Genomic DNA, 19,056 nt, shown 5'->3' on the forward strand with positions numbered 1-19,056 from the left:
GTGCCTCCGCTGTGACGTGCACTCAAGTCACCTGACACGTAGGAGAGTTGGGTGGTCTGGGGTCTGGGAGGGAACGCACAGCATGGCGCGGATTTCGGCATGGAGTCGCGGGCGGGCGTCCTGGACGGCCCGGAAGGTTCGGCATACGGCAGCGGTGGCGGTCGGCGCCCTGCTGGTGGGCCTGCTGCCCGCTGGTGTTGCTGCGGCAGCAACCTCGGAGCAGCGGCATGTGACGGCTCCTGCCGCACCGCAGAACAAGCGGGTCCCCTTGGTCCACTCCAGACCAAGGTGGGGTTCAACCTCGAAGCGTTTCAAGCACTTCGATCCCAGCGGCCATGCGAAGCTACCTGGGGCGGGCAGCTCCGTGGTCACTCTGCCGGTCGGCGCCGGCTCCGCGCGGCTTACCTCCAAGGCGACCGAGGTCCGGGCCAAGGGCACGCCTGTCCTGTTGGGTGACGTGGCAGGAGCGGGGGCCAAGGCGGCCGTCGTCAGCGGATCGCAGCGGGTGCGGGTGACCGTGCTGGACCAGAAGACCGCACAGACCGTCGGCGTGCACGGTGTGCTCTTCACTCTCCAGCGCACCAGCCCTGGGGGCGGAAAGGTCGCACTGCGGGTCGATGACTCATCCTTCCGTTACGCCTTCGGCGGTGACTTCGCCGCGCGCCTGCACCTCGTGCAGCTGCCCGCCTGCGCCCTGACCACGCCGAAGCTGGCGAAGTGCCAGATCCAGAGAGCGGTGCGCACCGCCCCCGGAACACCGTTGTCCGCCCAGGTCACCGTCCCTGGCCCAAAGGCGGTGGCAACGAATGCCGTCGGCTCGGCCCGCTCTGCGGCCGCGTCCTCCGGCACGACGGTCGTCATGGCGGCGGCCGCGGGCACGTCCGGTTCGGCGGGTGACTACTCGGCGACCAGCCTGTCGCCCGGCGGCTCCTGGTCGACCTCCGGTAACACCGGCGCATTCACCTACAGTTACCCGATCTCGGTTCCGCCGGCGATCGGCGGCTCGGTCCCGAACGTCGACCTCTTCTACAACTCCTCCAGCCAGGACGCGCGCACCGAGGGGACCAACAACCAGTCCTCGTGGCTGGGTGACGGCTGGAGCTCGGCGGAGAACTATGTCGAGCGCACGTACAAGTCCTGCAAGGACGACTCGTCGTCCGGGGCTCCCGACAACGACGGTGACCAGTGCTGGGCGGGTCAGATCCTCACGCTCTCGCTGAACGGCAAGTCCACCGAGGTCGTCTACGACGACTCGACGAAAACGTTCCACCCCGTCGACGACAGCTCCACGATCAAGATCGAGGACCTGACCGGCGCCACGAACGGCACCAAGAACGGGGAGTACTTCAAGGTCACCGAAGGAGGAGTGCAGTACTTCTTCGGCCGCAACCGCCTGCCGGGCTGGACCAGCGGCAAGGACGAGACGAAGTCCGTGTGGACCGAACCCGTCTACCACGCGCACGGCAGCGTCTCAGACTGCCCGGACAGCACCGACTTCGCCGCCACCTCCTGCACACTCGGCTACCGCTTCAACCTCGACTACGTGGTCGACACCCACAGCAACGCCAGCGCCTGGTACTACTCACAGGAAACGGGCTACTACGGCGCGGACATGAAGAACACCGCCGTCGCCTACACCCGCGGCGGCACGCTGGCCCGCATCGACTACGGCATGACCGCCTCGACGATCTACTCGGCCACCGCGCCGGAGCAGATCGTCTTCGACGCCTCGGCCGAACGCTGCATCCCGGGCACCCCGTCCGGAAACACGTGCGCGGACAGCCAGTTCACCACGGCCAATGCCGCGTACTGGCCGGACGTACCGGTGGACCTGAACTGCACCTCGGGCTCGACGAACTGCACCAATCACGGCCCCAGCTTCTGGTCCCGTAAACGCCTGACCTCGATCACCACCCAGATCCAGACGGGCGGTGCGACCCAGCAGGTCGACAAGTACACCTTCACCCAGTCCTTCCCCGACGGAGGCGACCACGCCCCCACCCTGTGGCTGGACTCCATCAAACGCACCGGCCTGGACACCTTGGGCGGCGCCACGAGCAGCACTTCGACCCCGGCGGTGAGCTTCGACCCGCCGCTGCAGCTGCCCAACCGGGTCGGGACCATTCCGCAGATGCCGCTGATGTACCACGACCGGATCCAGGTGGTCACCACCGAGGCCGGCGCCCAGACGACGGTCACCTACGACCGCCCCGACTGCTCCAAAGCACCGGCGAGCGACCCCAACGACCCGACAGACGCGGCCGCCAAGACGTTCGCCTCCACCAACACCTTGTCGTGCTTCCCGGTCTACTGGACCCCTGACGGACAGCCCGCGCCGTGGATGGACTGGTTCTACAAGTACAAGGTCACCTCGGCCGTCACGATCGATCCGAACAACTCCTATCAGGACGGCACCCAGCCCAAGCTGGAAACGGACTACGCCTACAAGGGCAACCCCGGCTGGCACTACGACGACAACGAGACCGTCAAGGCCAAGAACCGCACCTGGGGCCAGTTCCGCGGCTACCCCGAAGTGGACGTCACCACCGGCGACACCACCGTCCTCCACTACACGGACAAAGCCGCGGTCCACGACCAGAAGACGCTGACGAAGACGTACTACTTCCTGGGCATGAACGGCGACACCCTGCCCGGCGGCAAGACCCGTTCGGTCCCGGCACTGACAAGCCAGGACGGGACCACCTCGGTCGCCGACGACAACGCCCTGGCGGGGCAGACCTTCGAGACCGACACCTACACCAGTGCCACAGGCAGCCTAGACAAGGCCGAGGTCACCGTGCCCACGATCATCGGTCCCACGGCCAGCCGCAGCCGCAGCGGGCTGCCGGACCTCACGGCCCAGATGGCCCGTCCTGCGAAGACGCTGACCCGGCAGGCCGTGTCGTACGGCTGGCGCAGGACCGAGTCCGACACCTTCTACAACACAGCTCTGGGCAAGTCGACCACGGGCATGGCCGTGCAGGTCGACGACCGCGGCGAGACCACAGCAGCCGTCAACGTCGCCAAGTGCACCTACAACCGCTACCTCACGGGTAGCGTCGCCACTCTGGTTCTCGCCGCCGAGACCCTCACCACGGCCCAGGACTGCTCAACCGCGGGAGCCACCCCCAGCGGCACCCTGATCTCCGACACCCGCACCTCATACGACAGCAACGCCTTCGCCTACGACGGCGATGGACAGACGGATCCCGCCCTGCCCGCGACAGGTGACGCCACCCTCGTCCAGGGCGCGTCCGACGCGAGCGGCGCCACCGCGACCGCCTTTGTCGACAAGACCGCCACCACGTACGACTCCTACGGGCGCACGACGAAGGTCACCCGAACCCCCCGCTCCACGTCACCGAACGGCAAGAGCCTCGCCCAGTCCGTCTTCACCTCTTACACCCCAGCCACCGGTGCGCTGCCCACCAGCAGCACCACCATCACCCAGGTCACACCCGGTGCGGACTGCTCCACGGTCACCACGTCCTCCTTGGACTGCCAGCTCGCCAGCAGCACCCTGGACCCCGCCCGGGAGCTGCCCACCGCAAAGACCGACGTGGCCGGCAAGCTCACCTCGCTCACCTACGACGCGCTCGGCCGCCTGACCGGTGTATGGCTGCCCAACGAGATCAAGGTCAACGGCGCACCGGCGAACACGACCTACACCTACAGCGTCTCCCAGACCGCACCGACGGTCGTTGCCTCCAACTCCCTCCTTGACAACGATAGTTACCGGGTTAGCGAGACGCTGTACGACGCGATGCTGCGCCCCCTGCAGGTCCAGAAGACCGGGGAGAACTCCACCACCATCGTCACGGACATCCAGTACGACTCCCACGGCTGGACGGTCCTCACCAACAATGCCTTCGCCGAGCCAGGCAGTCCCCGCAGCATCCCGTACTCGATCTCCCAGGTCTCCGCGCCCGACACCACGGTCACCGACTACGACGGGGAGGGGCGGGCCGACCTGGTCACCGAGGAAGCCCAGGGAGTCAAGACCTGGAACACCACCACCGCCTACACCGGGGACAAAACCACCGTTCTGCCCCCCAAGGGGGGCGTGGCCTCCACAACGGTCGTCGACGCACGCGGCCAGACCACTGAACTGGACCAGTACACTGTCCCGCCCACCGTGTCCGGGTCCGCGGCAGCCGGCTTCACCGCCACCGGCGGCACCACCTCGGCCACCACCTACCAGTACACGGCCGCCGGTCAGCAACACCAGGTCACGGGCCCCGACAAGATGGTCTGGACGTTCGACTACGACCTGCTGGGACGCAAGAGGACCCAAACCGACCCGGACACGGGCGGGAGCAAGTACGGGTACGACGACGCCGGGAACCTGATCTCCACCACCGATGCGAAACAGGTCGAACTCGACTACACCTACGACCTGCTGGGCCGCAAGCTCACCGCCACCGACAAGGCCAAGTCCGACTTCCAGTTCGCGTCCTGGACCTACGACACCAAGCGTATCGGGATGCCGACCTCGTCCACCCGCTACGTCCAGGGCACCACCGGTGGCTACACGGTCGCGACCACTGGCTACAGCAGCCTCGGTAAGCCGACGGGCACTCAGATCACTTTGCCGACGTCCGAGGTACCGCTGCCCTCGACCTACAAAACAACCTATTCCTACACGACGCGAGACCAGCTGCTCGCCTCGCAAAGCGACCCTGGCACCCAGGGGCTCAGCAGCGAGCTCATCAAGTACACCCGCGACGCACTGGGCAATCCGACCATTTCGGAGAACAGTACCTCCGCCTACGTCAGCAAGACCGCGTACAACGAAGACGGTCAGCCGTCGCAGGTCATCATGGGGGCCCAAACCAACTCGGTCTCGGTCACGTATGGATACGACGCGCAGACCCTCCGGCTGAATGAACGTAAGGTCGACCGGACCCAGGCGCCCGGCCCGACGGTCGACGACACCAAGTACTTCTACGACGCCTCCGGCAACCCCACCTCCACCGTCGACCAGCAGTCCGAGACCGGCAACACCGTCACCGACCAGCAGTGCTACGGCTACGACGCCCTGGACCGGCTCACCGACGCCTGGACAGCCAACAACTGCAACGTCAAACCGCCCACCAGCAGCACCCTGACCACAACACCCGGCTCCTACTGGCAGACGTTCAACTACGACCCCATTGGCAACCGCCACCAGAGCATCGACCACGCCATCGGCACCACCGGCAGCACCGTCACCACCACCTACAACGACGGCTGCACCGCCAACTGCAACTCCACCGGAGCCCAGCCCCACACCCTGACCGCCACCACAGGCGGCACCAACCCAACGCACTTCGGATACGACGAAGACGGCAACCTGCACACCCGCACCCCCACCACCGGCCCCGGCCAGACTCTCACCTGGGACGACGAGGGCCACCTGGCCCAAGTGGACACCACCGGCGCCAGCCCCACCAGCACCAAGTACCTCTACGACGCCGACGGCAACCAGCTCATCCGCCGCGATCCAGGCCAGACCACACTCTTCGCCGACGACACCGAAATCGTCGTCAACACCAGCGTCACCCCCAACACCCTGCTCGGCGCCGTCCGCATGTACACCCACGGCGGCACAGGCGCCCCCGTCGCCATGATCTCCAGCCTCCCCGGCGGGGGAGCGAAGTACCTCTTCAGCGACCCCCACGGCACCTCGACCCTGTCGATGGACATCACCACCCAGCAGGTCGCCCGCCAGCAGTACACCCCCTACGGACAACCACGCAGCGGCGCCAACACCGTCACCTGGCCCGACCCCACCCACTCCTACCTCGGCAAACCACAGGACAAGAACACCGGCTACACCGACGTCGGCGCCCGCAAGTACGACCCCACCCTCGGCAGCTTCATCAGCGCCGACCCCATCTTCGAAGCCACCAGCCCTCAGCAGATGGGCGGCTACACCTACGCCGCCGACAACCCGGTCACCGGCAGCGACCCGACCGGGCTCACGCTGCACTGGACCGAGGGCGGCGGCGACGGCACAGAGTCGGCCCACATTCTCGACGGCTCGAACACGGACAGCAGCAGCGGCCATCATGGTTGGAAGAGCTTCGTCGGTACTGTCGCGCATACCGTGCTCGACCAGACCAAGAAGTCCATCGTCGGGATGGTGGAGGCCCCTTACCTCCAGATTCAAGCCGACAAGCAGTGCTTCACCAGCGGCGACAACTGCACACAGCTGATCTCCCAAATCGACCCCAGCTTCGCGTTCTCGAATGCAGTGACCGGACGCGGATCCGAGATCTACGGCGACTTCGCCCACGGCAGAACCGCCGAAGGCACCGGAAAGCTGCTGTTCGACGCAGCCTCGCTCGCCCTCACGCGCGGTGAGGGCGAAGCGGTCGAAGCCGAAACCGCAGAAGCTAGAACCGCGATCAAACCCGAGGGCTGCAGCTTCGCCCCCGCCACTCCCGTCCTCCTGGCCCACGGCAAAACCAAGCCCATCAAGGCCATCAAACCCGGCGACAAGGTCCAAGCCGCAGACCCCAACACCGGCAAGCACCAAGGCACCCGCACCGTCCAGCACGTCTGGATCAACCACGACCACGACCTGCTCGACCTCACCATCCGCACCAAGAACGGCCACACCGCCACCCTCCACACCACCGCCAACCACCCCTTCTGGGACGACACCACCCACACCTGGATCCCTGCCGGCCTACTCCACCATGGCGACGCCCTCAACACCGCCACCAACGGCCACGCGCACGTCGTCGCCGCCCAGCCCACCCCCGGCACGGCCAACCGCTGGAACCTCACCGTCCAGCAACTCCACACGTACTATGTCGTGGCGGGCGGCATCCCGATCTTGGTGCATAACATCAATGCACCGAATCCGGCAGCTTGTTCGGTGCCGGGATACTCGGTTCATGACATTCCAGCCGGATCCAGCGGTGGTCCAGGCGCCTATCAGGCCATCCCGGCAAGTATGCGCGCCGAATATGGAACTGGTGTACAGTGGCACCCGCCGCTTAGTCGCCCACTGTGTTCATACTGCCGGATAAATCTTGCAGTGCCGATCGATCACGTGGAGCCAAGGATCAATGGGGGAGACCTGACGGATGCGAATACTACGCCTGCTTGTGGATTCTGTAACAGTTCAAAGCGCGACAGAGTGGCGCCGATGAATCCGCCACCGAATTATAGCGGACAGTGGCCGCCGCCGTGGTGGCCGGCAAATATGCAGGCTACTGTTTCTAATCCCAGGACAATTCCATAACTTGGGTGCGGCGGGTCGTAATGCGGCCCGCCGCATATCTGTTTTTCATTTAGTGGTGGAGGGCATCTTGCAGGTCGCGGTCGATGGAATCACCTACGTAAGCCACGAAGATCCAGCATGGCGGGGCGAAACTCACTACATGGCCATGGTCGATCTGACTCCGTTCGATCTCCCGGGAATGCTTGAGCAGCTTTGGCTACGGGAGGTTAATGGTGAAGGCGTGTATGAGATTTGTTGCATCCCTTTTTACGCCTATGGAGTCGCGCTAGGCGACGTGATCGAGAAAGGGGGATCGGGCTCGGTGGATCGAGTGATTGAAAAGTCGGGCCGTCGAGTTCTTCGAGTTCTTTTCTCCGAGCCGCGCCCTGCGGATGACAGTCGACTCGCTTTGCGTAGGGCTGTGGATTCTGCCGGTCTCCTCAGTGAGTGGAACGGCGACAGGCACGTCGCGATTGATGTGCCTGACGAGTCGGCAATGCAGCCAGTTTACGATTCTGTCCGGAATGAGATTGAGAGGATGACGGCTTTTTGGGAGTGGGGGGACTCCAGGGTCTATAGCTCTAAGTGACTATCCGCGAGAAAACATCGGAACGTCTCTTCCACCCACCACCTTGATCCAGCAACGCGCACCAGGGTGGTCAGCGGCACTGGTGCGGGCGAGTAGCAGCGGTAGTAGGCGAGTTCGCCGGTGCTGCGGTTTCGGCGGATGAGTAACTGGCGACTCCCGGGCCGGGGGTCGACGAGGTCGATGACGGCCCAGTCGTAGAAGCGGTGGCCCTTGGCTCCGGCCCCTGCGGACAGCTTCTGCCAGGCCTGCTTGGGCACCTTCTTGGCCAGGGCGTCCGCGCGGAACTTCCCGGCGCCGGTGGTGACTTCGTGCGAGCAGGCCACCGCGAGGACGTAGCCGGTGCCGCGTTCCTCCAGCGCGGTTCGCAGCGGCGGGTTGCCGCCGTAGACCTCGTCTCCGGCCACCCAGGGGGCGTGGTGGCCGGAGTCCGGGAAGCGGGTGATCATGCGGACGGCCAGTTCGGGTTTGGTGGCGAACGCGGTGTCCGGGTTGAGTCCGGCCGCCTGGCAGCGGTCGGGCTGGTCGGTCCACGAGCGCGGGATGTACAACTCCCGGTCCAGTGCGGCGTGTCCGCGCCGGCTTGCGTAGGCGAGGTAGACGGCGACTTGGGAGTTCTCGATCCTGCCCGCGGTGCCGGTGTACTGGTGCTGGACCCCGACGGTGTGGGTGCCCTTCTTCACGTCGCCGGTCTCGTCGACCACGAGGACTGCCTGGTCGTCGTGCAGGTGCTCGACCACGTAGACGCGTAGGTCGTCACGGACGGCATCGGCGTCCCACTTGGCACGGCTCAGCAGGTGCTGCATGGCGTCGGGGGTCGCCTCCCCGGCCCATTCGGCGATGGTCCAGCAGTTCTTCCGCGGCAGGTCCGCGAGCAGTCCCAGTACCAGGTGCCGTATTCGGCGACGGGGTTCGACCCGGGCGAACCTGCCTGCGATGCGGTCCATCAGGCTCTCGAGCGTTTCCTGCCAGTGGGCAGCGTCTACGCTGTGGCCTGCGGCCACCGCGTGATCGTTTGTCTTCACACGCCGATGATCAACGGTGGCCGCGTCTACGAGTGCCAGCGGGATGGAAAGGCTCGTCGAAGGAGACGCAGTGCTGGGATTGCTGGGCTTCTACGACGAACTGGACAACAGCTGCGGCCAGCCGAACGGATCGATACGCGATGCCGTCCAGCCTGTCGGTGAGCCGGATGAGATGGACCTGGTGGCCTACCTGGACGCCGGCCATGCCCTCATCGACGTCATGGAAGGCGGACGTGACGTCATCACCGGGAGCGCCCACCGGCACTCTGCGGGGTGCTCTTCCCTGGTGACCGACGGTTCCTGGCTGTGGCGCCAGGACTTCCCGCACTACGTGGAAACGCACCATGTTTCGCTGCCCGGCGCGTTCATCGAACACGTTCGCAGCCTGAACTATCAGATGCCCACCATCATCGTCGCGCAGTTCGCTCCGCACTACGACGAGACCATGCCCGTGGTCGGCTGGGCCTCGGCTGTCCCGTGGCGATCAACTGCGACCACGCTCGTACCTGAACCACGAGCAGTGACCAGCAAGACCCAGTTCGACGCCGCGACGCAGGCCCAGGAACGAAACCGTCCGCACGGCGGCTGGGGCAGGCCACGCAAACCGCGGAGAACATAGCCGCCACCAGCCAAGAGCTATCTACAGCTGGAGTACTAAGAACATCCGGCTACGGTCAAGCCTTCTACCAAGCGTTCACCGTGTGGTGTTCAAGCCGCTGTTGAGCGGGATTCCGGAAGGTTTCCACGTGAGTCACGCCGAGCCTCGTCCGTGCCACCACACTTGATGCTGCAACCCGAGCCGCTTGGAGGCCGTGATCGAAGTGGAAAGCGTTGCTCGTAGCGACTGAAGGAGCCACGCGCCCGTAGGGCCCACTGCTGATACGGCCACGAGTACATGCCCGGAGAAGGTATACCTGGGCTCTCGGCGGCAGGTCCGGCACTGCCGGAGCGGGGCAAAGCCCGCCAGGTCCACCCCGGCGATGTGACATCTCGTGACAGATGAGAGGCTCAGACGGGTGAGCGAGACATCACCGAACACCCTCCAATACCGCTTTGACGGGCCAGAAGACGCTCCTGTCCTGATCTTGGGTCCCTCACTGGGTACCACATGGCACATGTGGGACCGCCAGATCCCGGAGCTGGTCCAGCAGTGGCGGGTCTTCCGCTACGACCTGCCCGGGCACGGCGGCGCCCCGGCGCACCCGGCCGGTTCCGTCGCCGAGCTGACCGCGCGGCTGCTGGCCACGCTGGACTCCTTCGGTGTGCAGCGGTTCGGCTACGCGGGCTGCGCGCTCGGCGGGGCCGTCGGCATCGAGCTGGCGCTGCGGCACCCGGAGCGGATCGCCTCGCTGGCGCTGGTCGCCACCTCCCCCCGGTTCGGGACGGCGGACGAGTTCCGGCAGCGCGGTGTGATCGTACGGACGAACGGCCTCGACCCGATCGCCCGCACCTCGCCCGAACGCTGGTTCACCGGCGGGTTCGCCGCCGCCCAGCCCGCGATCACCGAGTGGGCCGTACAGATGGTCCGCACCACCGACCCCGGCTGCTACATCGCCGCCTGCGAGGCGCTGGCCGGCTTCGACGTACGGCACGAACTCGCCCGGGTCGGGGTGCCGACGCTCGTCCTGGTCGGTTCGGACGACCAGGTCACCGGCCCCGCCGAGGCCCGCACCCTGGTCGCCGGGATCCCGGACGCCCGGCTCGCGGTCGTACCCGGCGCCTCCCACCTGGTTCCGGTCGAGCAGCCCGCCGCCGTCACCGACCTGCTGGTGCGGCACTTCTCCACCGCCTGGCAGCCCGCCTACGACTCGACCACCGGCCAGATCGCCATCCCGGCGGCCCCGGTGAAGCCGGTGCTGCCCGCCGCGCCCCAGGCCGTGCCGCAGGTCGCGCCCCAGTTCACGCCGATCGCCGAGATAGCCCCGCCGGTCCTCGCGCCGCAGCCGCTCGGGCGGCCCGACCCGTACGAGGCGGGGCTGAAGGTCCGCCGGGAGGTGCTCGGGGACGCGCACGTGGACCGGGCGCTGGCGCAGGCCGACGAGTTCTCCGGGGACTTCCAGGAGTTCGTCACCCGCTACGCGTGGGGCGAGATCTGGGACCGGCCGGGCCTCGACCGGCGTTCGCGCAGCTGTGTCACGCTCACCGCACTGGTCGCGGGCGGCCATCTGGAGGAGCTGGGCTTCCACGTCCGGGCCGCGCTGCGCAACGGCCTCACCCCGGTCGAGATCAAGGAGGTACTCCTCCAGGCGGCCGTGTACTGCGGAGTGCCGGCCGCGAACAGCGCGTTCCGGGTGGCACAGGAGGTCATCCGGGAGGAGACCACTCCCGAGGGCTGAGAGACCACCGGGCGGGGGAGGCGGGCCGCCGACCGGGGACACGGGGGACCGAGGAGTCCCCGAGGACCGCGGGGCGGCCCGGGGGCAGGATGGTGACCATGAAGCTCACCAAGAAGTCCCACGCGTGCGTACGCCTCGAAAAGGACGGGCGCACGCTCGTCCTCGACCCCGGCGGGTTCAGCGAGCAGGACGCGGCCGTCGGCGCGGACGCGATCCTGATCACCCACGAGCACCCGGACCACTTCGACGAGGGCCGCCTGCGGGCCGCGCTGGACGCCGACCCCGGCACCGAGATCTGGACCCTGAAGTCCGTCGCCGACCAGCTGACGGCGGCCTTCCCGGGCCGGGTGCACACCGTCGGCCACGGCGACACCTTCACCGCCGCCGGCTTCGACGTCCAAGTGCACGGCGAGCTGCACGCGGTGATCCACCCGGACATCCCGCGCATCACCAACGTCGGCTACCTGATCGACGGCGGCCGGGTCTTCCACCCCGGCGACGCCCTCACCGTCCCCGACCACCCCGTGGAGACGCTGATGCTCCCGGTGATGGCGCCCTGGAACAAGATCTCCGAGGTGATCGACTACGTCCGCGAGGTGAAGCCGCAGCGCGCCTACGACATCCACGACGCCCTGCTCACCGACCTCGCCCGGCCGATCTACGACCGCCAGATCGGCGCCCTGGGCGGCGCGGACCACCAGCGGCTGGCGCCGGGGGCCTCGGCGGACGTCTGAGGCCGGAGGCCGGCTGTCCGAGGCCGGCTGTCTGAGGCCGGTTGTCAGAGGGGCCCGGTAGGTTGTGGAGCATGCGCATCGCGACCTGGAACGTGAACTCGATCACCGCCCGCCTGCCGAGGCTCCTCGCCTGGCTGGAGAGCAGCGGCACCGACGTGCTCTGCCTCCAGGAGGCCAAGGTCGCCGAGGAGCAGTTCCCGTTCGAGCAACTGCGCGAGCTGGGCTACGAGGCGGCGGTCAACGCCACCGGGCGGTGGAACGGCGTGGCGGTGCTGTCGAAGGTCGGCCTGGCGGACGTCGTCAAGGGGCTGCCCGGCGACCCCGGCTACGACGGGAGCGTGGAGCCCCGCGCGATCTCGGCGACCTGCGGGCCGGTCCGGGTCTGGTCGGTCTACGTGCCCAACGGGCGCGAGGTGGACCACCCGCACTACGCCTACAAGCTGCAGTGGTTCGAGGCGCTGAAGGCCGCCGTCGCCGGGGACGCGGGCGGCAGCCGGCCCTTCGCGGTCCTCGGTGACTACAACGTGGCGCCGACGGACGACGACGTCTTCGACACGGCCGCCTTCGAGGGCCTCACCCATGTCACCCCGGCCGAGCGCGCCGCGCTCACCGCCCTGCGCGGGACCGGCCTGACCGACGTCGTCCCGCGCCCGCTGAAGTACGACCACCCCTACACCTACTGGGACTACCGCCAGCTCGCGTTCCCCAAGAACCGCGGCATGCGTATCGACCTGGTGTACGGCAACGAAGCATTCGGCAAAGCCGTGAAGGACTCCTACGTCGACCGCGAGGAGCGCAAGGGAAAGGGCGCTTCCGATCATGCCCCGGTGGTGGTGGACCTGGAGGTATGAGTGTCAACCTGGGGCCATGGACTTCCCCTTTCTGGGTAACAGGCACGGCAGGACCGGTGACGTCCCGCACCACGCCGACCCCGACCTGCTCGCCGAGTGCGAGTTCCTGCGATCCCAGGCGGCCGAGGAGGGTGTCGCGCTCGACGACACCCCGGCCTCGCTGGAGGCCCTCGACCAGCTGCTCCCGCGCTGGCGGGACGACGAGGAGACCCTGACCTGGCTCGGCACCGACGCCGGCCTGTATCTGGGCACCGTCCTGACCCGGACCGTGCCCGGCGCCGAGTGGGAGATCAGGGCGGACGGGGAACCGGTCGTACGGCTCGCGTCCGGGCGGGAGTTCGAGGTCGTCGAGTCGGGGCACGACTGGGCCGAGAGCGGGGTCCCCGAGCTCTCCCAGCTCTACGCGGAGGTCGCCGAGGCCTGAACGACGGCCGTTCGCGCGGCGATCAGGGCGGTCGCGGGGCGGTGGCAGGACGGTGACGGGGCGGTGGCAGGGCCGCCCATAAAGACGGCGTAAATACGGCTTATGCCCGAAAAGTGCGTGTCGTGCCTCAAGCCCGCTCGCGGCTGGATAGTTTGCGGCAACCACGACACAGCTGAGAGCGGGTAGGGCTGCGGATGGCCGTCGATCCTCTGATCGAACTGCGGGACGTCAACAAGTACTACGGCGAGCTCCATGTCCTCCAGGACATCGATCTCACCGTCGGCAAGGGAGAGGTGGTCGTCGTCATCGGCCCCTCGGGGTCGGGAAAGTCGACGCTGTGCCGGACGATCAACCGCCTGGAGACCATCGAGTCCGGGACGATCACGCTCGACGGCCGGCCGCTGCCCCAGGAGGGGAAGGCCCTCGCCAAGCTCCGTGCCGAGGTCGGCATGGTCTTCCAGTCCTTCAACCTGTTCGCCCACAAGACGGTCCTGCAGAACGTCTCCCTCGCCCAGGTCAAGGTCCGCGGGCGCAAGAAGGAGCAGGCCGACCGCCGCTCGCGTGAGCTCCTCGACCGGGTCGGCCTGTCGGCGCACACCGGGAAGTACCCCGCACAGCTCTCCGGGGGCCAGCAGCAGCGCGTCGCCATCGCCCGCGCCCTCGCCATGGAACCCAAGGCACTCCTCTTCGACGAACCCACCTCCGCCCTCGACCCCGAGATGATCAACGAGGTCCTGGAGGTCATGCGGCAGCTCGCCCGGGACGGCATGACGATGGTCGTCGTCACCCACGAGATGGGCTTCGCCCGCTCCGCCGCCCACCGGGTCGTCTTCATGGCCGACGGCCGCATCGTCGAGGACCGCACCCCGGAGGAGTTCTTCACCGCCCCGCGCAGCGAACGCGCCAGGGACTTCCTGTCCAAGATCCTCAAGCACTGAGCGGGGAGTGCCACCCATGGTCCGTACCACCCGTGTGCCCGCCGCCCTGGCCCTGCTCACCGCGCTGCTCGTCGGCGCCGCCGCCGGATTCGGCCTCGTCGGCTGCGGCAAGGAGGGCAGCCCGCCGCGGAAGGGCCCCGCGGCCGACCGGCTCCCCCACTACCAGGTCGCCGAGGGCTTCCGGCTGCCGGACTCCCCGACCTGGACCCGGGCGAAGAAGCGCGGCCACTTCGTCGTCGGCGTCAAGGAGGACCAGCCCTACCTCGGTGAGCGGGATCCGGCCACCGGCGTCTACTCGGGCTTCGACATCGAGATCGCCAGGATGATGTCCGCCTCCCTGGGCCTCGACCCGAAGACGATCCGCTTCCGGACCATCGCCTCCGCCAACCGCGAGACCGCCCTGCAGAACGGCCAGATCGACTTCTACGTCGGCACCTACACCATCAACGACAACCGCAAGAAGCTGGTCGGCTTCGCCGGGCCGTACTACCTGGCGGGCCAGTCCCTCCTCGTGCGCCACGACGAGAACGACATCCACGGCCCCGAGGACCTCGCCGGCAAGCGCGTCTGCTCGGCGGCCGGCTCCACGCCGTACCAGCGGATCAGGGCCGAATACCCGAAGGCGGTCCTCGTCGCCTACGACACCTACTCCGTCTGCGTGGACAACCTGCTCACCTACCAAGTCGACGCCGTCACCACCGACGACGCCATCCTCATCGGCTACGCGGCGAAGGCCCCCGGCGAACTCAAGGTCGTCGGCAGGCCCTTCTCGAAGGAGCCCTACGGCATCGGCGTCCCCCGCGGCGACACCGCCCTGCGCTTCGCGATGGACGACGCATTGGAGGCACGTGAGAAGAACGGCGACTGGAAGAAGGCGTACGAGGCGACGCTCGGCCTGTCCGGCCTACCCGCCCCCGCGCCGCCCCCGATCGACCGCTACCCGGCGAGCTGAGCGAGGACGGCATGAACGTACTGACCGACAACTTCCACACGTACGCCGAGGGTTTCCTCGGCACCCTCGAACTGACCGTCTACTCCTCGGCGCTCGCCCTCGTCCTGGGCTTCCTGACGGCGTCCTTCCGGGTCGCGCCCGTCGGCCCCCTGCGCGTCTTCGGCACGGCCTGGGTCACCGTGCTCCGCAACACCCCGCTCACCCTCCTGTTCTTCGCGGTGCTGCTCGGCCTGCCCCGCTTCGGACTGGTCCTGCCCTTCCAGGTGTTCGCGGTCCTCGCCCTCGGCTGCTACACCTCCGCCTTCGTCTGCGAGGCGCTGCGCTCCGGCATCAACACCGTGCCCAGGGGGCAGGGCGAGGCGGCCCGCAGCCTCGGCATGACCTTCGGGCAGACCCTCCGCCTGGTGATCCTGCCCCAGGCGTTCCGGTCGGTGATCCCGCCGATCGGCTCCACCCTCATCGCGCTCGCCAAGAACTCCGCGATCGCGGGCGCCTTCAGCGTCACCGAACTCCTCGGCACCTACCGGACACTGAGCGAGCTCGGCTACAACATCGTCTGGACGTTCGTCTGGATCGCCATGGGCTACCTGATCATCACCCTCGCCATCAGCGCCCTGTTCCACGTGATGGAGCGTGCGTGGGGAGTCGCCCGATGAGCGGGACCACCGCGCTCTACGACATCCCGGGCCCCGTCACCAGGAGACGGCACACGCTGTACGGCGTCCTGGCGACGACCGTCCTCCTCGCCCTGCTCGCCTGGATCCTGTATCTCCTCTTCGACACCGGCCAGTTCACGTACACGAAGTGGATGCCCTTCGCCTACCAGGGAATCCAGGAACTCCTCCTGCGCGGCCTCGGCAACACGCTGAAGGCCTTCGCGATGGCGGCCGTCCTCTCCCTCGCGCTGGGCGGGCTGCTGGCCACCGGACGGCTCTCCGAGCACCGCCCGGTGCGCTGGGCGGCCACCGCCGTGGTGGAGTTCTTCCGTGCCATGCCCGTCCTGGTGATGATCTTCTTCGTCTTCGTGGCGCTGAAGGTCCAGCCCCTGCCCGCCCTGGTCGCCGGACTCACCCTCTACAACGGCTCGGTGCTCGCCGAGGTGCTCCGCTCCGGGGTGAACAGCGTCGAACGCGGCCAGCGGGAGGCCGCGTTCGCGCTCGGCATGCGCAAGACCCAGGTCATGTCGTACGTCCTGGTGCCGCAGGCCGTCCGGGCCATGCTGCCCGCCGTCATCAGCCAGCTCGTGGTGGCCCTGAAGGACACCTCGCTCGGCTATCTCATCACCTACGAGGAGTTCCTCCATGCCGGGAAACTGATCGCATCCAACCTGGACTACGATTTGCCCTTCATCCCCGTGGTGATGGTGATCTCGCCGATCTACATCGGGATGTGCATGTTGCTCTCGTGGTTCGCCGGCTGGGTGGCCAGGCGGGAGCGGCACAGTCCCAGGACCGGGGCCGCCGAGGTGGCCCCGGCCGAACCGGGGACGCTGCTGCCGTAGGGGGCAGCAGCCAAAGGGCCAGGCCCGGCCGGCGGCAGCCGGAGATCACTGCTCGCGCAGCGGAACGGACACGTACGACGGGTCGTCCACCGGCGAGGAGAAGGTCAGCTGCGCGCCGGACGGGTTGTGCTCGATGTAGAGCGGGTCCACGGTGTCGACCACCAGCGCGAGCCGGTGCCCGGCGGGCACGTCGTAGGCCGTGGCGAACAGGTCCAGGTCCACGTCGAACGCCTTGCCGGGCGTCCGGCCGTGCCAGGTGTACGGCGCGTTGGTCACCAGCTTGCCGAGGCCGAGCGGCCCCACGTCGTAGAGGTAGGCGACGAGGGTGCCGCTCTCCGCGGTCGGGGTGAGGGTGGTGTGCAACCGGGCGGTGCCGCGCACCTGTTGCGCGCCGGCGTACCGCTCGGACTGCCAGACGGCGGCCCAGCGCCGGGGGAGCAGCGGGATCGAGGCGACCGGCGGCAGCTGGGCGACCTGGTCGAGGATGCTGGACAGGAAGACGGTCCCGCCGTCCGCGCCCGAGTCCACGTTCGCGTGCACGGTGGCCGTGCCCGCGAGGTCGATCTTGTGCCGGGTGGCGCCGACCGACTTCCAGTCCGGATAGCCCTCGTAGCCGCCCGTGGAACGGGACTTGAGCTCCACGGGCTGCTCGCGGTCGATCCCGTTGTCGGCGCCCTTGAGGTAGTGGTCGAACCAGCGCCCGGTGTCCGTCCACACGTCGTTGGGCAGCCCGAACAGTCCGGGCAGTTCGGCGGTCGCGTGGTCGCCGGGGCGCAGTTCGAGCCGCTTGGGGCCGGTCAACGTGTTGTAGAAGTCGGCGATCTGGTTGGGCGGGAAGATCGTGTCGCCCCAGGCGTTGGCGAGCATGATCGCCGCGCCGTTCTTGTTGATCTGGTCGACGTAGGTGGCAGCGGAACGTTTCTTTCCCCAGGCGATCAGTTCCTGTTCCTTGGACAGGTCGCCGGCGAAGAAGTCCTTGAGGACCTGGCTGGTCTCCGCGCTCGGGCGGCCGGTGACCTGGCCGACGCCGTCGAGGAGGGCGGTCGCCTGGGAGTGCTCGGTGCGGCCCGAGTAGATCGAGTCGATCAGGTCGGCCCAGCCGCTGAGCGAGGCGACCGCCTTGATCCGGCTGTCGTGCGCGGCCGCGAGCAGGCTGATGCCGGCGCCGTACGACACCCCCGCCATGCCGATGTGCCCGGCGTCGGACGGGGTGTTGGCGAGCGCCCAGTCGATCACCTTGGAGGCGTCGGCCACGTCGGGCGGGCCCGCCACCTCTATCCCGCCGCCGGACTGCCAGAAGCCGCGGACGTTGTAGGCCACCACGACATAGCCGGAGTCGGCGAGCTTCTGGGCCTGCGCCAGGTACTGGATCTGGGGGAAGCCCCAGCTCGTGGGCATGACCAGCAGCGGGTAGCGGTGCGAGCCGTCGGCGCCCGCGGGCGTGACGACGTTGGCCTTGAGCGTCGTACCGCCGTCGCCGGTGATGTCGACGAACCGGACGTCGTTCGCGGCGGCCTGGGCGGCGGGGGTGAACCCGAGGACGCCTCCGGCGATCAGGGTCGCGGAGACGGCGCCCACGGCGGTCGTACGCAGGGCCTTGCGATGGGTTCCCACGGGTCACTCCCCATACGTGTCAATGCAAAGTGACCCGACGGTAACCGTGACCCTTTACCGCAAGTAACCCGTCGGTAAGTTACGTGCCAGTAACGATTGTTGAAGGGTGCAGGTACTCAGGAGGCGCGGTGCGAGGCGGGTGCGGTGTCGGTCGCGGCCGGCGGCAGCGATGCCTGGGCGGCCCGGGTGACGTCCTCGACGAGTTCGACCACGTCGGGGCCGTACGCCTGCGAGTTGACGACCTTGAGGAGCAGCACGAAGGAGTTGTTGCCGTGCTTGCGGGCGAGCCGCTGGTGGTTGCGGGCGAGATAGCGGGTGGCCGCCTGGTTGGTGATCGCGCGCTGCCCGCAGAAGAGGAACACCGGGCGGGCGTCCGGGCGTTGGCCGGCGGTCAGGCGGGCCAGCAGCACGTACTCCGTGATGCCCGGATCCAGCCGGTAGCGCTCGGTGCCGATCTGGAAGGCGCCGCGGTCCGGGCCCGGCTCCGGGTCGATGTTGACGCGGACGCCGGGCAGCATCGCGGACATGTGGGCGAGCATGCGGCGGTTTGACCCGGGACCGCCGACGCAGAACTCGGTCCGCTCGCCGAAGCCCTGCTGGACGTTGTCCTGGGTGACCATCTGGAGGTTCGCGCCGCAGTCCTTGATCAGCGCGGCCAGTTCCAGGAGGGCGAACACGTCGAAGCGGTGGACCGCCGGTTCGGACGTGGCCGGATCGCGGTTGACGACCAGCAGCGACTCCGAGTTCTCCGGCAGCCCGAAGAAGGCCTGCTTGCGGCGCAGGCTGCGGCGCCACAGCGAGGTACGGGCCAGCCAGCCGAGCGCCGCGCTGATGCCGGCCGCCACGACGCCGAGGATAATGTTGCGCAGGTCGTCATTCATG

At 67.9% G+C, this 19,056-nt stretch carries 13 protein-coding genes and 1 pseudogene; 11 read left to right on the plus strand and 3 right to left on the minus strand.

Annotated elements, in window-relative coordinates:
* The first annotated feature begins 364 nt into the window (after nucleotides 1–364).
* Entirely contained in the window at nucleotides 365–7,234 is a 6,870-nt protein-coding gene (locus ACFZB3_RS02465) for an RHS repeat-associated core domain-containing protein (RefSeq protein ID WP_391368405.1), read from the plus strand.
* A 55-nt stretch (nucleotides 7,235–7,289) separates the two neighbouring features.
* Nucleotides 7,290–7,802, plus strand: a complete 513-nt coding sequence (locus tag ACFZB3_RS02470) for a DUF4265 domain-containing protein (RefSeq protein ID WP_391368408.1) — start codon at nucleotides 7,290–7,292, stop codon at nucleotides 7,800–7,802.
* 17 nt (nucleotides 7,803–7,819) lie between these two features.
* On the opposite strand, the pseudogene ACFZB3_RS02475 reads toward ACFZB3_RS02470, so the two are convergent.
* Nucleotides 7,820–8,746, minus strand: a pseudogene (locus ACFZB3_RS02475) (IS701 family transposase); the annotation flags it as partial.
* A 148-nt stretch (nucleotides 8,747–8,894) separates the two neighbouring features.
* On the opposite strand from ACFZB3_RS02475, the gene ACFZB3_RS02480 reads away from it, so the two are divergent.
* The 9 genes from ACFZB3_RS02480 (at nucleotide 8,895) to ACFZB3_RS02520 (ending at nucleotide 16,560) form a co-directional block, all read left to right on the plus strand.
* Nucleotides 8,895–9,443 carry a hypothetical protein gene (locus ACFZB3_RS02480; RefSeq protein ID WP_391368410.1) on the plus strand — a complete coding sequence of 183 codons (549 nt, stop codon included), beginning with the start codon at nucleotides 8,895–8,897 and terminating at the stop codon, nucleotides 9,441–9,443.
* Between the two features lie 397 nt (nucleotides 9,444–9,840).
* The gene (pcaC, locus tag ACFZB3_RS02485) at nucleotides 9,841–11,160 is read left to right on the plus strand and encodes a 4-carboxymuconolactone decarboxylase (RefSeq protein WP_391368413.1); all 1,320 of its coding nucleotides are present in this window, start codon (nucleotides 9,841–9,843) and stop codon (nucleotides 11,158–11,160) included.
* Between the two features lie 98 nt (nucleotides 11,161–11,258).
* Nucleotides 11,259–11,894: an MBL fold metallo-hydrolase gene (locus ACFZB3_RS02490; RefSeq protein ID WP_391368416.1), complete on the plus strand. Its 636-nt coding sequence runs from the start codon at nucleotides 11,259–11,261 to the stop codon at nucleotides 11,892–11,894.
* Between the two features lie 71 nt (nucleotides 11,895–11,965).
* Nucleotides 11,966–12,745, plus strand: a complete 780-nt coding sequence (locus ACFZB3_RS02495) for an exodeoxyribonuclease III (protein ID WP_391368418.1) — start codon at nucleotides 11,966–11,968, stop codon at nucleotides 12,743–12,745.
* Between the two features lie 16 nt (nucleotides 12,746–12,761).
* A complete protein-coding gene (locus ACFZB3_RS02500) occupies nucleotides 12,762–13,169 on the plus strand; it encodes a DUF6278 family protein (RefSeq protein WP_391368420.1) in 408 nt (135 codons plus the stop codon).
* A gap of 194 nt (nucleotides 13,170–13,363) precedes the next feature.
* On the plus strand, nucleotides 13,364–14,107 hold the full coding sequence (locus tag ACFZB3_RS02505) for an ATP-binding cassette domain-containing protein (RefSeq protein ID WP_391368423.1): 744 nt from the start codon (nucleotides 13,364–13,366) through the stop codon (nucleotides 14,105–14,107).
* A gap of 16 nt (nucleotides 14,108–14,123) precedes the next feature.
* Nucleotides 14,124–15,059, plus strand: a complete 936-nt coding sequence (locus tag ACFZB3_RS02510; protein ID WP_391368426.1) for a transporter substrate-binding domain-containing protein — start codon at nucleotides 14,124–14,126, stop codon at nucleotides 15,057–15,059.
* An 11-nt stretch (nucleotides 15,060–15,070) separates the two neighbouring features.
* Entirely contained in the window at nucleotides 15,071–15,715 is a 645-nt protein-coding gene (locus ACFZB3_RS02515) for an ABC transporter permease subunit (protein WP_391368429.1), read from the plus strand.
* The gene (locus tag ACFZB3_RS02520) at nucleotides 15,712–16,560 is read left to right on the plus strand and encodes an ABC transporter permease subunit (RefSeq protein ID WP_391368432.1); all 849 of its coding nucleotides are present in this window, start codon (nucleotides 15,712–15,714) and stop codon (nucleotides 16,558–16,560) included. The genes ACFZB3_RS02515 and ACFZB3_RS02520 overlap by 4 nt, the downstream gene beginning before the upstream one ends.
* A gap of 45 nt (nucleotides 16,561–16,605) precedes the next feature.
* On the opposite strand, the gene ACFZB3_RS02525 is transcribed toward ACFZB3_RS02520, so the two are convergent.
* Nucleotides 16,606–18,174: an alpha/beta fold hydrolase gene (locus ACFZB3_RS02525; protein ID WP_391368434.1), complete on the minus strand. Its 1,569-nt coding sequence runs from the start codon at nucleotides 18,172–18,174 to the stop codon at nucleotides 16,606–16,608.
* Nucleotides 18,175–18,290: 116 nt separating this feature from the next.
* On the minus strand, nucleotides 18,291–19,055 hold the full coding sequence (locus tag ACFZB3_RS02530; protein ID WP_391368437.1) for a hypothetical protein: 765 nt from the start codon (nucleotides 19,053–19,055) through the stop codon (nucleotides 18,291–18,293).
* Between the last annotated feature and the right edge of the window lies 1 nt (nucleotide 19,056).

The organism is Streptomyces sp. NPDC008092 (genome assembly GCF_042957285.1).
Taxonomy (GTDB): domain Bacteria; phylum Actinomycetota; class Actinomycetes; order Streptomycetales; family Streptomycetaceae; genus Streptomyces.

Excerpts from the sequence above, each read along its gene's own strand:
- ACFZB3_RS02490 (WP_391368416.1), top strand. The coding sequence starts at position 11,259 with ATGAAGCTCACCAAGAAGTCCCACGCGTGCGTACGCCTCGAAAAGGAC.
- ACFZB3_RS02495 (WP_391368418.1), top strand. The coding sequence starts at position 11,966 with ATGCGCATCGCGACCTGGAACGTGAACTCGATCACCGCCCGCCTGCCG.
- ACFZB3_RS02500 (WP_391368420.1), top strand. The coding sequence starts at position 12,762 with ATGGACTTCCCCTTTCTGGGTAACAGGCACGGCAGGACCGGTGACGTC.
- ACFZB3_RS02505 (WP_391368423.1), top strand. The coding sequence starts at position 13,364 with ATGGCCGTCGATCCTCTGATCGAACTGCGGGACGTCAACAAGTACTAC.
- ACFZB3_RS02510 (WP_391368426.1), top strand. The coding sequence starts at position 14,124 with ATGGTCCGTACCACCCGTGTGCCCGCCGCCCTGGCCCTGCTCACCGCG.
- ACFZB3_RS02515 (WP_391368429.1), top strand. The coding sequence starts at position 15,071 with ATGAACGTACTGACCGACAACTTCCACACGTACGCCGAGGGTTTCCTC.
- ACFZB3_RS02520 (WP_391368432.1), top strand. The coding sequence starts at position 15,712 with ATGAGCGGGACCACCGCGCTCTACGACATCCCGGGCCCCGTCACCAGG.
- ACFZB3_RS02530 (WP_391368437.1), bottom strand. The coding sequence starts at position 19,055 with ATGAATGACGACCTGCGCAACATTATCCTCGGCGTCGTGGCGGCCGGC.